General features: G+C 74.7%; 8 protein-coding genes. 5 read left to right on the top strand and 3 right to left on the bottom strand.

Annotated elements, in window-relative coordinates:
* The first annotated feature begins 3 nt into the window (after positions 1 to 3).
* The 5 genes from ABD999_RS15220 to ABD999_RS15200 all read left to right on the top strand — a co-directional run bounded on the left by ABD999_RS15220 (position 4) and on the right by ABD999_RS15200 (position 5,192).
* Positions 4 to 651, top strand: a complete 648-nt coding sequence (locus ABD999_RS15220) for a response regulator (RefSeq protein ID WP_246640777.1) — start codon at positions 4 to 6, stop codon at positions 649 to 651.
* Between the two features lie 85 nt (positions 652 to 736).
* A complete protein-coding gene (locus ABD999_RS15215; protein ID WP_271276935.1) occupies positions 737 to 961 on the top strand; it encodes a LacI family DNA-binding transcriptional regulator in 225 nt (74 codons plus the stop codon).
* A 310-nt stretch (positions 962 to 1,271) separates the two neighbouring features.
* Positions 1,272 to 1,760, top strand: coding sequence for a substrate-binding domain-containing protein (locus ABD999_RS15210; RefSeq protein WP_271276934.1), 489 nt, complete (start codon positions 1,272 to 1,274; stop codon positions 1,758 to 1,760).
* Entirely contained in the window at positions 1,700 to 3,772 is a 2,073-nt protein-coding gene (locus tag ABD999_RS15205; RefSeq protein ID WP_271276933.1) for a beta-galactosidase, read from the top strand. Before ABD999_RS15210 ends, ABD999_RS15205 begins: the two co-directional genes overlap by 61 nt.
* Before the next feature lie 7 nt (positions 3,773 to 3,779).
* Positions 3,780 to 5,192, top strand: coding sequence for a GH1 family beta-glucosidase (locus ABD999_RS15200; RefSeq protein WP_148033322.1), 1,413 nt, complete (start codon positions 3,780 to 3,782; stop codon positions 5,190 to 5,192).
* A gap of 67 nt (positions 5,193 to 5,259) precedes the next feature.
* On the opposite strand, the gene ABD999_RS15195 is transcribed toward ABD999_RS15200, so the two are convergent.
* The 3 genes from ABD999_RS15195 to ABD999_RS15185 all read right to left on the bottom strand — a co-directional run bounded on the left by ABD999_RS15195 (position 5,260) and on the right by ABD999_RS15185 (position 14,348).
* Positions 5,260 to 7,740 carry a PEP/pyruvate-binding domain-containing protein gene (locus ABD999_RS15195; RefSeq protein ID WP_345482755.1) on the bottom strand — a complete coding sequence of 827 codons (2,481 nt, stop codon included), beginning with the start codon at positions 7,738 to 7,740 and terminating at the stop codon, positions 5,260 to 5,262.
* Positions 7,741 to 7,849: 109 nt separating this feature from the next.
* A complete protein-coding gene (locus ABD999_RS15190) occupies positions 7,850 to 8,572 on the bottom strand; it encodes a TetR/AcrR family transcriptional regulator (RefSeq protein WP_345482754.1) in 723 nt (240 codons plus the stop codon).
* 85 nt (positions 8,573 to 8,657) lie between these two features.
* Complete coding sequence (locus tag ABD999_RS15185; RefSeq protein WP_345482753.1) at positions 8,658 to 14,348, bottom strand: tetratricopeptide repeat protein; 5,691 nt, start codon at positions 14,346 to 14,348, stop codon at positions 8,658 to 8,660.
* Between the last annotated feature and the right edge of the window lie 84 nt (positions 14,349 to 14,432).

Here is a 14,432-nt window from a genome sequence, read left to right as displayed (position 1 = left end):
AGGTTGGAACGGACCCGCATCCTGCTCGCCGACGACCACGCCCTCGTGCGGCGTGGGCTGCGGATGATCCTGGACGCCGAGCCCGACCTCGTCGTGGTCGCCGAGGCCGGCAACGGCGCGGAGGCCGTCGAGCTGGCCGGCGAGGGAGTCGACCTGGCCATCCTCGACATCGCCATGCCGCGCATGACCGGCATCCAGGCGGCGCGCGAGATCTCCCGGCGCGCCCCCGAGGTGCGCCTGCTGATGCTGTCCATGTACGACAACGAGCAGTACCTGTTCGAGTCGCTGAAGGCCGGGGCGTCCGGCTACGTGCTCAAGTCGGTGGCCGACCGCGACCTGTTGGAGGCGTGCCGCGCGGCGATGCGCGGCGAGCCCTTTCTCTACCCGGGCGCGGTGACCGCGCTCATCCGCGACTTCCTGCAGCGCGACACCCGGGGCGAGGAGCTGCCGGGGAGCCTGCTCACGCCGCGCGAGGAGGAGATCGTCAAGCTCATAGCCGAGGGCCACTCGTCCAAAGCGATAGCGGACATGCTGGTGATCAGCATAAAGACGGTCGACCGGCACCGCGCCAACGTGCTGGCCAAACTTGGCATGCGCGACCGGCTGGAGCTGACCAGGTACGCGATAAGAGCGGGTCTCATAGAGCCCTGAGCTCCCGCCCGTTGACATCCCGACAAACCGCCCCATACGTTTTGCGAAACGTTTCGATCCGCGTCCTGGCAGGAACCGGAGGGGCATGACCTCGTTGCGCGACGTGGCCGAGCGCGCCCAGGTGGCCGTCAGCACGGTCTCCGCCGCGCTCAACGGGACCCGTCCGGTGAAGGCGGAGACCAAGCGCCGCATCGAGCGGGCCGCGGCCGAGCTGGGCTACCGGCCCAACCTGCTGGCCCGCGGCCTGGTGTCCAAGCGGACCCGCATCCTGGCGCTGCTGTTCCCCCGCCCGGCAGCGGGTTCGGGCTGACCGAGATGCAGTTCGCGACCGGAGCCGCCGAGCTGGGCTACCACCTGCTGCTGTCGCCCGAGAGCGCCGATTCGGTCGAGGAGCTGCGCTACCTGACCGGGGTGACTCCTCCACTTCCTGAAGGAAGCGGCTTCTCGCTTTCCCCTGCTGAGGTAGGCGACGGACAAGCCCTGCCCGTTTCGAACAAAGAAACTATAACAGGGAAGCGATTCCCCTGCCGGGTGAACCCGGCAGTCCCCTCGCTAGATCTGATGGAGGTGCGGCTCGCCGACGAGCGCACCTGGCCGGGCTGGGCCACCAGGCCATCGCCTTGCTCAACCACTCCACCGGCGTCTACTCCCCCGAGTACGGGCCCGCGGTCCGGGCCGGCGAGGAGTTCGCGGCCGCGGCGCGCGAGGCAGGTCTGTGGTACGCGGGCGACGTGCGCGCCGGCACGGCCGGCGAGGGCCGGCTCGCCTTCGAGCGGCTGATGGCCGAGCACCCCGAGGTGACGGCGGTGGCCGCGATGAGCGACCAGGCGGCGGTCGGCGTGCTCCAGGCGGTCGAGGAGCGCGGCTGGCGCGTCCCCGGTGACCTGTCGCTCCTGCTGGCCAGCGCCTCGGCCCGGGTGGCGGAGATGTTCCGGCCCCGGCTGACCACGCTGGAGCCGCCCGGGGCCGAGCTGGGCAGGCTGGGCGCCCGCATGCTCATCGACCGGCTGGAGTCCCCCGGCTCGCCGCCGGCGCAGCGCCTGGTGCCGTGCCGGCTGGTGATCGGCGACAGCTCGGCGCCGCCGCGCGGGAGCGGGGCCGCGCGGTGAGCCCCGGCCTGCGCGACCTGACCCGGCGGCACGGGCTGCTGTTCGGCGGCGACTACAACCCCGAGCAGTGGCCGGAGGAGGTCTGGGCCGAGGACGTCCGGCTGATGCGGGAGGCCGGGGTCAACCTGGTCACGGTCGGCGTGTTCAGCTGGGCGCGGATCGAGCCGGAGCCGGGCGTCAGGGACTTCGGCTGGCTGGACCGGGTGCTCGACCTGCTCGCCGGCGCGGGCGTCGCGGTGGACCTGGCCACGCCCACCGCCTCGCCGCCGCCCTGGCTGGGGCACCGGTGGCCGGAGACGCTGCCGGTGGACGAGTCGGGGCACCGGCTCTGGTACGGCTCGCGCAACCAGTTCTGCCCGTCCTCGCCGGTCTACCGGGAACGGGCGCTGGCCCTGGTGGAGGACCTGGCCGGCCGCTACGCCGGGCATCCGGCGCTGGCCATGTGGCACGTGGGCAACGAGTACGGGCAGGTGTGCCACTGCGACACCACCGCCGGGGCGTTCCGTGCCTGGTTACGGGAGCGGCACGGCGACCTCGGCGCGCTGAACGACGCGTGGGGCACGGCCTTCTGGAGCCAGCGTTACAGCGCCTGGGAGGAGGTGCTGCCGCCCCGGCGCGCTCCTTACCTGGTCAACCCGGCGCAGCGGCTCGACTTCCGGCGGTTCTGCTCCGACGCGCTGCTCGCGCATTTCAGGGCCGAGCGCGACGTGCTGCGCGCCCACACCCCGGACATCCCGGTCACCACGAACTTCATGGGGTTCTTCAACCTCGTCGACTACTGGTCGTGGGCGCCCGAGGAGGACGTCGTCTCCGACGACTGGTACCCGGACCCGGCCGACCCGCTGTCCCACGTGCGGGCCGCGCTCACGCACGACCTGATGCGCTCGCTCGCCGGCGGGCCGTGGATGCTCATGGAGCAGGCGGTCTCCGCCGTGAACTGGCGGCCGCACAACCTGCCCAAACCACCCGGGCAGCTGCGGCTGGAGTCCTTCCAGGCCGTGGCGCGGGGCGCGGACGGGCTCTGCTATTTCCAGTGGCGGGCCTCCCGCTCCGGCTCCGAGCGCTTCCATTCGGCGATGGTCCCGCACGCCGGGCCGGACACGCGGCTGCATCGCGAGGTTCGCGCGCACGGCGCGGAGCTGCGCGCGCTCGCCGGGGTGGCGGGCACGCGGGTGCCCGCGCGGGTGGCGCTGGTGTTCGACTGGCCGAGCTGGTGGGCGGCGACCGAGCGCGGCCTGCCCAGCGACCGGCTCGACCCGGTGGAGGAGCTGTTCCGCTACTACCGGCCGTTCTGGGAGCGCGGGGTGAGCGTGGACCTCGCCCCGCCCTCGGCCGACCTGTCCGGCTACGCGCTGGTGGTGGCCCCCAGCCTGTTCCTGCTCGGCGAGGACGACGCGGCGTCGCTGACCTCGTACGTGCGCGGCGGCGGCACGCTCGCGGTCGGCCCCTTCTCCGGGGTCGCCGACCGGGACGCGCGCGTCCACCGGGGACGGTTCCCCGCGCCGCTGCGTGAGGTGCTGGGCCTGTCCGGCGAGGAGTGGCTGCCCGTGCCGGAGGACCGGGCGGTGCCCTGCGCGTGGACGGACGGCGGCGCGTTCACCGCGCGCCTCTGGACCGAGCTGGTACGGGCCGAGGGCGCCGAAGCGGTCGCCGTCTTCGCCGGGAGCGGGGATCCGGCGGTGCTGCGGCACCCCTGCGGCGCGGGCACCGCGTGGTACGTGGCCACGCGGCCCGAGCACGACGCGCTCGCCACGCTGGCCGGGCGCCTGCTCGCCGACGCGGGCGTCACCGGCGCGCTGCCCGGCCCGCCGCCGCCCGGCGTCGAGGCGGTCCGGCGCGGCCCCGCGATCTTCCTCCTCAACCACGGCGACGGAACCGCCCGCGTGCCGATCCCCGGCCCAGCGCGGGACCTGCTGACCGGAGCCGTCGTGGACGGCGCGGTCACCCTGGCCCCCCGGGAGGCCGTCGCCCTGCAGAGCCCGGAGCACGAAGCATCGAACACTGAGGAGTGACTCCCCGATGACAACCTTCCCCGACGACTTCCTGTGGGGCACGGCCACGGCCGCCTACCAGGTCGAGGGCGCCTGGAACGAGGACGGCCGCGGGCCGTCGATCTGGGACACCTTTTCCCACACGCCCGGCCTGGTGACCGGCGGCGACACCGGCGACCTGGCGTGCGACCACTACCACCGGCTGGAGGAGGACCTGGACCTCCTCGCGGCGCTGGGCGTCGGCGCCTACCGCTTCTCCATCTCCTGGCCGCGCGTGCTGCCCGGCGGCGGCGACCGGGTCAACCAGGCCGGGCTGGACTTCTACCGGCGGCTGGTCGACGGACTGCTGACCAGGAACATCGCCCCGGTGGCCACCCTGTACCACTGGGACCTGCCGCAGGAGCTGGAGGACGCGGGCGGCTGGCCGAACCGCGACACCGCGTACCGGTTCGCCGAGTACGCCCGGCAGACGGGCGAGGCGCTCGGCGACGGCGTGCGCACCTGGATCACGCTCAACGAGCCGTGGTGCTCGGCCTACCTCGGCTACGGCTCCGGCGTGCATGCCCCCGGCCGCACCGATCCGGCCGCGGCGCTGGCCGCCGTGCACCACCTGAACCTGGGCCACGGGCTGGCCGCCCGCGCGCTGCGCGAGGTGGTCGACCCTGCCGCCCAGGTGTCGGTCACGCTCAACCTGCACCACGCGCGCGGCGTCTCCGAGCAGGACGCGGAGGCGGTGCGCCGGGTGGACGCGCTGGCCAACCGGGCCTTCCTCGGCCCGATGCTGGACGGCGCCTACCCGCGCGACCTCATCGACGACACCGCCTCGGTCACCGACTGGTCGTTCGTCAAGGACGGCGACGAGGCGACCGCCGCCGCGCCGATCGAGGTGCTGGGCGTCAACTACTACAACCCGATCCTGGTGCGGCAGTGGGACGGGACCAGCGCCCGCGACACGGCCGACGGGCACGCGGACGGCGCGGCCTCACCGTGGATCAACTGCGCCGACGTCGAGTTCGTCCAGCAGCCCGGACCGTACACCGAGATGGGCTGGAACATCGACGAGACCGGCCTGACGGAGCTGCTGCTGCGGCTGCGCCGCGACTACCCGTCGCTGCCCGTCATGATCACCGAGAACGGCGCGGCCTTCCCCGACGAGGTCTCCGCCGACGGCCGCGTGCACGACGACGACCGGATCGACTACCTGCGCCGCCACCTGACGGCGGTGGCCGAGGCGATCGAGGGCGGGGCGGACGTGCGCGGCTACTTCCTGTGGTCGCTGATGGACAACTTCGAGTGGGCCCACGGGTACGGCAAGCGCTTCGGCATCGTCCGCGTGGACCGCGACACCATGGAGCGCACCTGGAAGGACAGCGCCCGCTGGTACCACGACGTGGTGGCGGCCAACGCGCTCCCCGCCGAGGCGGCCTCCCCGGCGTCGTAGGCACTATCAGCAAGGGCATCGGCCGCCGCGTCGCGGGAGCGCTCCCGCGACGCGGCGGGCCGGGCCGTCAGGTCAGGACCTCGACGGTGCCGCGCTCGCCGTCCACGCGGACGCGGTCGCCGTCGCGCAGCCGCATCGTGGCGTTGCCCGTGCCCACCACGGCGGGGATGCCCAGCTCCCTGGCCACGATCGAGGCGTGCGACAGCGGCGCCCCCATGTCCGTCACCACCGCCGCCGCCCTCGGGAACAGCGGCGTCCAGCCCACGTTGGTCAGCGTCGTCACCAGGATCTCGCCCGGCCTGAGCCGGTCGCCGTCCTCCGGCCCGCCGATCAGCCGGGCCACGCCCTCGACCACCCCGGGGGCGCCGGGGAAGCCGGTGACCGTGTCCTGGGGCGGGACGCCGCCGCGCGCGTCGAACAGGTCGGCGCGCCGGTCGGGGTCGGCTGCCCAGCGCACCGGGTCGAACGGGCCGACGATCAGCGCCGGGTAGGCGGGCAGCGCGGCGTAGCGCTCGTAGGTGGCGCGCCGCAAGGGCACCTCGGCCAGCGGGCCGGTGTCGCCGCGCAGCACCGCGGCGATCTCCTCCCGGTCCAGGAAGAACAGCTCGTCGCCGCGCCCGGTCAGCTCCCCGGCGCGCAGCACGTACGCGCGCACCACCCAGAACGCGCGGACGACCTCCGAGCGGGCGGTCTCCCGGTCGCGCACCACCGCGTTCCAGCGCCGCACCTTCTCCCGCATCCCGGCGACCTTGCGCGGGTGACTCCGGGCGAACCTGGCCCACGCCGCGCCGGCCGCCTCGCGCTGGCGCTCCAGCAGCGTCCCGGTGTCCTCGGGCAGGTCGCGCAGCCCGGCGAGCTGGGCGTCGAGCCAGGCCGGGTCCTCGCCCGGCCGCGGCATCGAGATCTCGAACTCGTGCGGGCCCCGATGCCCGTGGCGGCGGGCGAACTCCTCGCGGGTGATCTCGCCTCTGGCGACCTTGCCGAGCCCGGTGAGCAGGCCGAGGCTGGCCAGCTCGCCGTCGGCGTTCACGCCGGTGAGCATGGCCTCGGCGTCCACCTCGCCCGCCAGCTTGCGCAGCCGCACGCGGGTGAGCACCAGCGCCGCGCCGCCCTGCCGCCCGGCGGCCTCCAGCATCCGGCAGGCGGTGACGAGGTACGGCAGGATCTCGCGCTCCCCCAGCTCCGCCAGCTCGGGCCCGGAATCGACGGCGGCGATCCGGGCGCGCAGCTCGCCGGCGCGCTCCGGCGCCTCGGCCAGGAACGCCCGCATGCCCTTGAGGTTGCGGCGCACCCGCCTGCGCACCTCGACGGCCACCGGCAGGACCCGCCTGAACAGCTCCCAGCGGGACACGTCGAGCAACGGCACGTCCAGCCCGGCCGGGACCTTGCCGAACACCTCCTCCAGCGCGCTGAGCCGGGACTGAAGCCCGAAGGCGTGGGCCACGGAGTAGGCGATGCTCAGGTTCATGTAGAACCGGCCGCCGATGTTGCCCACCAGGCGGAACCCGGGCAGCGTGGACGCGTACATGGCCTCGCGGATGAAGAGCCGCACGAACGACCAGGTGGCAGGCGTCATCACGTCGGGGATGGCCTCCCCCAGGTTGCCCCCGCTCCATAAGTGGCCGCCCTCGGCCGCGTCGTTCCACTCCTCGTGGCGCTGCCCGAGCGCGGTGATCGGGCGCGCCTGGAGGATGGCGAACGCGCCGTCGCGCCTGGCCCACTCCACGTCCATCGGCGTCCCGTACAACTCCTCGACGCGCGCGCCGAGCGCGGCGAGCTCGACCGCCTGCCGCTCGTCCAGCACGGGCGCGCGGCGCAGCTCCGCGGGGACGGGCCGCTCGCGGGTGCCGTCCTCGGTGCGCACGGTCATGACGGCCTTGTCACCGGTACGGGAGCGCGTGACCCGCCCCTGCGAGACCACCACCGTGTCGGGGGTGACCTGGCCGCCGACGACCGCCTCGCCGAGACCCCAGGCGGCGTCGATCACGGTCTCGTCCCGGGCCCCGGCGACGGGGTCGGCGGTGAACATCACGCCCGCCGCGTCGGCGTCCACCAGCTCCTGCACCACCACGGCGAGCGCCACCTCGGCGTGCGGGACCCGGTTGTGGTCGCGGTAGGCGATGGCGCGGGCGTTCCAGAGCGAGGCCCAGCAGCGCCTGACCGCGTCGAGGAGCGTGTCGGCCCGGACGTTCAGGTACGTGTCCTGCTGGCCGGCGAACGACATGTCCGGCAGGTCCTCGGCGGTGGCCGACGAGCGCACCGCCACCGGGGCCCCGACAGCCTCGTAGGCGGCCAGGATCTCGGCGGCCAGGTCGCCCGGCACGTCCCGGGCGGCGAACAGTCCGGCGATGCGCTCGGCGTCGCCGGCCTCGGCCGCTTCGAGGATCTCGTCCCGGAAGCCGGCGGTGAACGCGCGGTAGGCCTCGGTGGTGACGACGAACCCGCCGGGCACCGGCAGCCCCGCCCCGGCCAGCCGCGCCAGCGAGGCGCCCTTGCCCCCGGCCGTGGCGAGATCACCCGCGGCGTCGAGCGGTATCACGACCTTCATCACGCCTCCCTCGACTCGGAAAGGTCCGCGCCGGTCAGCCCGCGGCGGGCGGTCTTCTCCAGCTCGGGAAGGACCGCGCCGGTCAGCTCGCAGCGGACGGTCTTCTTCATCACTTCTCCTCGGGAAGCGTCGCGACGCCGAGGGAGACGGCGAGCTTGCGGCAGGCGATCTCCTCGATGGCGTCGAGGCAGGCGCGGGTGGCGCGGGCGACGCCCGGATCCGGGGGCGCGCCGGTGCCGAGCGTCCGGCCGACGGCGTCGGCGACCAGCTCGGCGACGCGCTCGTCCGGCAGCCGCCACTCCTCAGGCCGCATCCCCTGCGGGACCAGGAACCCGAACAGCAGCGCCGTGACCAGGGCGAGCCCTTCGTCGGCGCCGAGGTCGGAGCGGACGGCGCCGAGCGCGGCCAGCTCGTCCAGGTAACGGTCGAAGGCGGCGGCGCCCTCGGTGGCGCCGCCGCTCTCCAGCTTCTGCCGGGTCAGCTTGCCGAGCATCTGGGAATCGCCGACCACGGCCGCCCGCGTCAACGGCCTGCGCAGCAGCGCCGTGGTCAGCGCGCCGATCAGCTCGGGCAGGGTGCCGGGCGCCGCCGCGCGCACCTGCCGCACCATGAGCACCCGGTCCCGGCGGAGCAGCGCGACGAAGAGCGCGTCGCGGGTCTTCCAGTGCAGGTAGATCGTGCCCTTGGCGACACCCGCCGCGCGGGCCACGTCCTCGATGGTCGTCTTGTCGTAGCCCCAGCGCAGGATCAGCTCGGCGGCGGCGTCGAGGATCCGGTGCGCCCGCTCCAGCTGGCGGGCCGGGTCCTGCGGCGGCCGTCCTGGTCTGGCCATCCGTTCCCCCAATGTTTGACCAGATAAGCTTATACGGTCATTTTATTCACCACAAGTTTCCTCTCGTACGGCGAAATGTCGGTTTTTAGGGGAGTTTGGCGAGCAAGGTCTTGGCCTCCAGCGTGAACGTCTCGTCGCCGCTCGCCACGGCCCGCTCCAGCAGGCGGCGGGCGGCGTCCGGGTCGCCGTCGGCCATGCGGACCTCGCCGAGCCGGCAGGCGGCCTCGGCCACCAGCTCCGGCCGGTCCGTCAGCGTCAGGGTCAGCTCGTAGTACCGCACGGTCCCGTCGCGGTCGCCTAGCCAGTACGCCAGCTCGCCCAGGTGCGCCGCGGCCATCCCCGCCTCGGGGTCGCCGGCGTCGATGACCCGCTGGTACCAGCCGAGCGCCTCGGGGAAGTCGCGCCGCCGCTTGGCCAGCGCGCCCAGGTACATCGCGCCGAGCGCGCTCACGTGCCCCTCGGTGGCGTGCACCGCCTGCACGTACCAGGCGCGGGCGGCCGCCTCGTCCTCGTCGTGGTAGGTGTTGCCGAGCGCCACCATCGCCCGCGCCGCCGCCTCGGGGTCGCCGGCCTCCAACACCCGCCGGTAGGCCGCCCGCCCTTCGGCCTCCTTGCCGGCGGCGACCAGGGCCTGCGCGTACACGGTCAGCGCCGTCGGCTCGCCGCTCTCCGCCGCCTCCCGCAGCGTGCGCAGCGACGTCTCGGTGTCGCCCTGCCGCTCCTGCAGCATGCCCAGCAGGCTGCCGAACACCGGCCGCGCCGGGCTGTCCGCGTCGCCCGCCCGCCGTTCGGCCAGCCTGTAGAACGCGTCGGCGTCGCCCTGCGCGTCGAGCAGCTCCAGCAGCCTGCTCCCGGCCACGAACCGCACCTCGGGGTCGTCGGCCTCGTTCAGCCGCTCGTAGACCTCCCTGGCCTGCCCGGTCTCCCCCAGCGCGGCCAGCCGCGCGGCCGCCTCCAGCTCGGCGAACGGGTCGCCCGCCAGCGCGTAGTAGGCGCGCACGGCCTCCGGGTCCTCGCACTCCTCGCCGATCTCCCGGCCGGCCGCGGCGGCGTGCTCCCCCATCCGCGACAGCACCTGGAGGGCGAGCCGGTGCTCGCCGCGCCCGCACGCCTGCCGCGCCAGCACGGTCAGGTTGCCGACGGCCAGCCGGGCGGCCTCGGACTCGCCGCCCGCGTCCACGGCGACGGCGAACGCGTCGGCGGCGCCCAGCGGGTCGCCGTCCTCGTGCAGCCAGCAGCCCAGGTCGAGCGCCGCCTGCGCGGCCGCGTCCGCGTCCTCGGACTCGATCGCCAGCCGGGCCTCCTCGGCGGCGCCCGCCGCGTCGCCGAGCGCGCGCAGCGCCCTGGCCAGGTCGCCGCGGACGGCGGGCACGGCGCGCCGGTATCCGGCCTCGACGGCCTTGCGCAGCATCAGCACCGCGCCCGCCAGGTCGCCGCCGCTCCGGCAGGCCTCGCCCCACGCCCAATAGCCCATCGTGACGGTCTCCTGGTCGCCGGTGCCGGCCGCGCGCTCCGCCTGCTCCCTGACTTCCTCGTACGCCTGCTGCTCCAGCAGCACCACGAGCAGGTGGCGCAGGCTCTCCAGGTCACCGGCCGCGACCCCGGCGGCGAGCGCCGCACGCGCCCCCTCCCCGTCGCCGCGTTCCCGCCGCAGCTCGGCGAGCTGTACGGCGGAGCCCGGCATGGCGGCGTGCAGCGCCTCGGCGGCGCCGTCCAGGTCACCTCTGGCGCGCCTGGCCCGGCCGATGCCCTCCCAGGCGTGGGCGGCGGCGTCCTCGTCCCCGGTGGCGGGCAGCAGGCACAGCTCGGCGCGACTGTGCTCGCCCCGCTCGGCCAGCACCCCGCCCAGCCCCAGCCTCGCCTGCGCGGACACCCTCGGCTCGCCGAGCTCCACCAGCATCCGGTACAGCTCCTCCGCGGGCTCCTCCCCGTCCAGCCCCCGCGCCGCCGCCAGCACCTCGTCGTACGACTCCGCGGCCGACCGCTCCACCAGCAGGTGCCGCACCTCGGCGACGTCGTCCTCATGCAGCGCCAGCAGCAGCTCCGCCATCTCCGCCGACCCGGCGACCCCGGCCAGCGCCGTCAACGCCGCCTCCCGCTCCCCCAGCGCGGCCAGCGCCCACGGCAACTCCTCCGCACTCGCCCTCCCCAGCCGAGCCCTGGCCACCGCCGCCGCCCTCTCGTCCGCACCCCCGGCGGCCCGCTCGAACGCCTCCCACGCCCCCCGAGAGTCCCCACCCTGAGCCAGCAACTCCCCCAGCAACAACTCCCCCTCACCCCCAAGCACCCCAACGACGGCAGCGCGCTCACCGAAGGCGTGGTCCTCACCCCCGAGAACGGTGCGCCCCTCACCGACGATGGCGGCGCGCTCGCCGGGGGTGAGATTCTCACCCCCGAGAGCAGTGCTCACCTCCCGGGACGCTGCATCCGCCGCACCTAGAGATGAGCCCGCCTTCCGCTCGCCGGGGGTGGGGTACTCACCGCCGAGAACAGTGCGCCCCTCACCGGACGCTGCATCCACCCCACCCTGAGGCGAACCCACCTCACCAGCGGCGGCGTGCTCGCCAGGGGCGGGATTCTCACCGCCGACAGCAGTGCGCACCTCCAGGGACGGTGCGTCCAGGGGCGAACCCACCTCACCAGCGGCGGCGTGCTCGCCAGGGGCGGGGTCCTCACCGCCGAGAGCGGTGCCCACCTCCCCGGACGCTGCACCCAGTGGGGTGTCCGGCTGGGCGCCTCGGGCACGGGCGGCTTGGAGGGTGGTGATGGCTTCGGTGAGGTGGCCGTGGGTGCGGAGGGAGCGCGCGAGGTGGAGGGCGGCGTCGTGCGGGGAGTGCGCCGACAGGAGGGCGCGGGCCTCGGGCAGGCGGCCCGCGGCTACCAGGGCGTCCGCGAGGCGGGTGGCCGCACGGAGGTCGGCGGGGTCGAGGGCGAGTGCTCGCCGGTACGCCGAGGCCGCGTCGTCGTGGCGACCGGCGGACTGCCGCACGGCGCCCAGGTGGCGCAGCGCCATCGCGGCCAGCCTGTCGTCGTCACCTTCGGCGGCAAGTTCCCATGCCGAGGCGGCCCCCGCCAGGTCGCCGGACTCCTGGCGGAGCGCCCCCAGATAGCAGGCCGCCTCCTGGACGACCTCGGCGTGCCCGGAGTCCAGCGCCAGCGTCAGCGCACTGTCGGCCGCCTCCCGGTCACCACGCCGCTGCCACGCGTGCGCGCTCTGCATCGCCAGCATCGCCGCGAGCCCTCGCAACTCCCCGCCGATCCCGCCAAGCGCCCGCCCTGCCGCCGAGAACTCCCGATCGAGCAGCGCCCTCCCGTACCGCCCGAACTCCCCGTACGAGTCCCGCCCGTCCGAGACCACCCCAGACGCAGCAGCCCCCTCGAACCCGACGGCCCGATCTCCAGCCGCGTCCGACCCCAGCTCCCCGTACGACGCCCGCCCCTCCGAAACCATCCCGGACGCGACCCGACTCTCGGACACGGACGGAACGCCGGACACGGACCGGTTGTCGGACGCGGACCGAGTGTCGGACGCGGACCGAGTGTCGGACGCGGCGTGAACCCTCGGCGCGGACCGAACCCCGGACGGGGACCGACTCTCGGACACGGACCGACTCTCGGACGCCGCCTGAACCCCGGACGCGGAGCGACTCTCGGACGGAATCTGAATCTCGGACGCAGTCTGAAGCTCGGACGCAGTTTGGCCCTCGGACGCGACCCGACCCCCGGACGCGGGGTCACCCGCCCCGTCCGGCACCAGTTCGAAGGCGGCCCGTGCACCCTCCAGGTCGTCCAGCCGCACCCGGGTGAGGCCCAGGAGCCAGGCGGCGCGGACGGCGTCCCGGCCGCCGTGCGCGATGACCCGCTCGTGCAGGCGGCAGGCCGCGAGCAGGTCGCCCTGCTCCTCGTACACCCGCGCCAGCCCCGCCGCCGCCTCCCGCCGCAGCCCTTCGTGCGCGGACGACAGGGCCTCGGTGTACGCCTGACGGGCCAGGGCCAGCTCGTCGGTCATGCCCGCGAGCGCGTGCGCGACCCACGGAGCCAGCGCGGGATACCCGCCGAGCCGGGCGCGGCGCAGCAGGTCAGCGGCCTCGTCCCGCTCCCGCAGCACGTCCCTGCCGATCACCGCCGCGTACGACAGCGCCAGCGGGTCGCCGGAGCCGGCGGCCCGCCGCAGCAGCCCGGCCGCCTCCGACAGGTCGAGCCCGAGCGAGCCCGCCACCTGCGCGAACACGGCGGTCCCGACGGCCGCCACGCCAGGGTCGGCGGCGTCCATGGCCTCCCGGTAGCGGGCCAGCCCTTCCTCCCGCCCCAGCCGCTGATGGGCGACGACCGCCCGCAACACCGGGTGCGGCTCGTCGCCGGAGCGCTCCAGCAGGCACAGCAGGAACGCCGCGGTGAAGCCCTGCGGCACGTCCTCACCCTCGGCGACGTAGGTGAGCAGCTCGTCCGCCTGCTCCCGGTCGCCCTCGCCCAGCTCCAGCTCGGCGAGCGCCATCATGGCCCGCACCGCCTGGGCGCCCGCGCCGGAGTCGGCGGCCCGCCGCAGCAGCCGCCTGGCCTCAGCCAGGTCTCCGGCGCGCAGCTGGGCCAGCCCTTCGTCGGCGTCCTGCAGCGCCTGCTCCTCGACGGGGTCCGACAGCGGCTCCCGCCGCGCGTCGTGGTCGAGCAGCAGCGCCGCCTTGAAGGCGGCGTCGGGGTCGGGGTGCCGGGAGGCCGCGCACACCAGCTCCATGATCTCCTCGTACGCCTCCGCGTGCCGTTCGAGCAGCATGGCCAGGAGCGTCACCGACACCGAGGCCCACTCGCTCTCCCCCGCCGTGAGCACGACCCGCAGCGCGTCCAGCGCCTCGGCCACCTCGCCGGCCTCGGTGTGCAGCTGGGCCAGGCAGGCCTGCGCCTCCAGCGCGTACTCGCGCTGCCCGCTGGCGATCACCCGGCGGAAGATCGCCTTGGTCCGGTCCTCGTCGCCGAGATGGCCGATGACCTTGGCCTGCTCCAGCAGCGCGGGCAGCCGCATCTCCGGCCGCGGGTCCTCGGCGGCGCGGGCGTAGGCGGCCACCGACTCGGCGTACTCGCCCAGGTCCACCAGGACGGCGCCGAGCAGCTTGTACGCCATGGACAGGTGGTCGGGGTGACCGGCGGCGACGGCGTGCTCGCAGACGGCCCTGGCCTCCTCGAACCGCTCCTCGTCCGCGTACTGCCGGTAGAGCCGGAACGCCGACAGCGACACCACCTCGGGGTCGCCGCCGGTGAGCAGGTCCCGGTAGTCGTCCTCGTCCCGCGCCTGCTCGTACAGCTCCCTGGCGGAGCCGGCCGGCGGGAAGTCCGGCAGCCGCAGCCGGGCCGCGAGCTCGGCCACCGCGGGGCTGCCGGAGCGGCGCGCCCGGTCCAGCGCCTGGCCGGCGCCCGCCTCGTCGCCCAGCTCGGTGCAGACCAGCACCATCGCCGTCTCGGCGAGCGCGGCCACCTCGAAGTCGGCCCCGTCGGCCGCGATCGACAGCACCCGGTGCGCCGCGGGCCACTCCCTGGCGTTGATCAGCATCATGCCCATGGCCATCGCCGAGCGCTGCCCGTACACCGGGTCGCCCGACTGGATCACCGCGCGGTGCGCGGCCTCGGCGCCGTCCAGGTCGCCCTGCTCCTCCAGCAGGCACGCCAGCAGGTGCGACGCCTGGGCGTCCCCGGTAGCGGCCACCTCCCTGAACAGCGCGGCGGCCCCTTCGAGATCTCCCGCTTCCCAGCGGTCCATGGCCGGCCCGAGCTGTTCTGACGTCATTTACGCTCCCTGTTTAACCACTGAAGTGAAAAAACTACACATCTGTCACCTGCGTCACAGGCCATTCGGTGATACTCGGCGCCC

This window comes from Nonomuraea ferruginea (assembly GCF_039540635.1).
GTDB classification, from domain to species: domain Bacteria; phylum Actinomycetota; class Actinomycetes; order Streptosporangiales; family Streptosporangiaceae; genus Nonomuraea; species Nonomuraea ferruginea.
Note: the sequence above shows the minus strand (reverse complement) of the source record. Positions and strands in the feature narration are given on the sequence as shown.

Excerpts from the sequence above, each read along its gene's own strand:
- ABD999_RS15215 (WP_271276935.1), top strand. The coding sequence starts at position 737 with ATGACCTCGTTGCGCGACGTGGCCGAGCGCGCCCAGGTGGCCGTCAGC.
- ABD999_RS15200 (WP_148033322.1), top strand. The coding sequence starts at position 3,780 with ATGACAACCTTCCCCGACGACTTCCTGTGGGGCACGGCCACGGCCGCC.
- ABD999_RS15195 (WP_345482755.1), bottom strand. The coding sequence starts at position 7,740 with ATGAAGGTCGTGATACCGCTCGACGCCGCGGGTGATCTCGCCACGGCC.
- ABD999_RS15185 (WP_345482753.1), bottom strand. The coding sequence starts at position 14,348 with ATGACGTCAGAACAGCTCGGGCCGGCCATGGACCGCTGGGAAGCGGGA.
- ABD999_RS15190 (WP_345482754.1), bottom strand. The coding sequence starts at position 8,572 with ATGGCCAGACCAGGACGGCCGCCGCAGGACCCGGCCCGCCAGCTGGAG.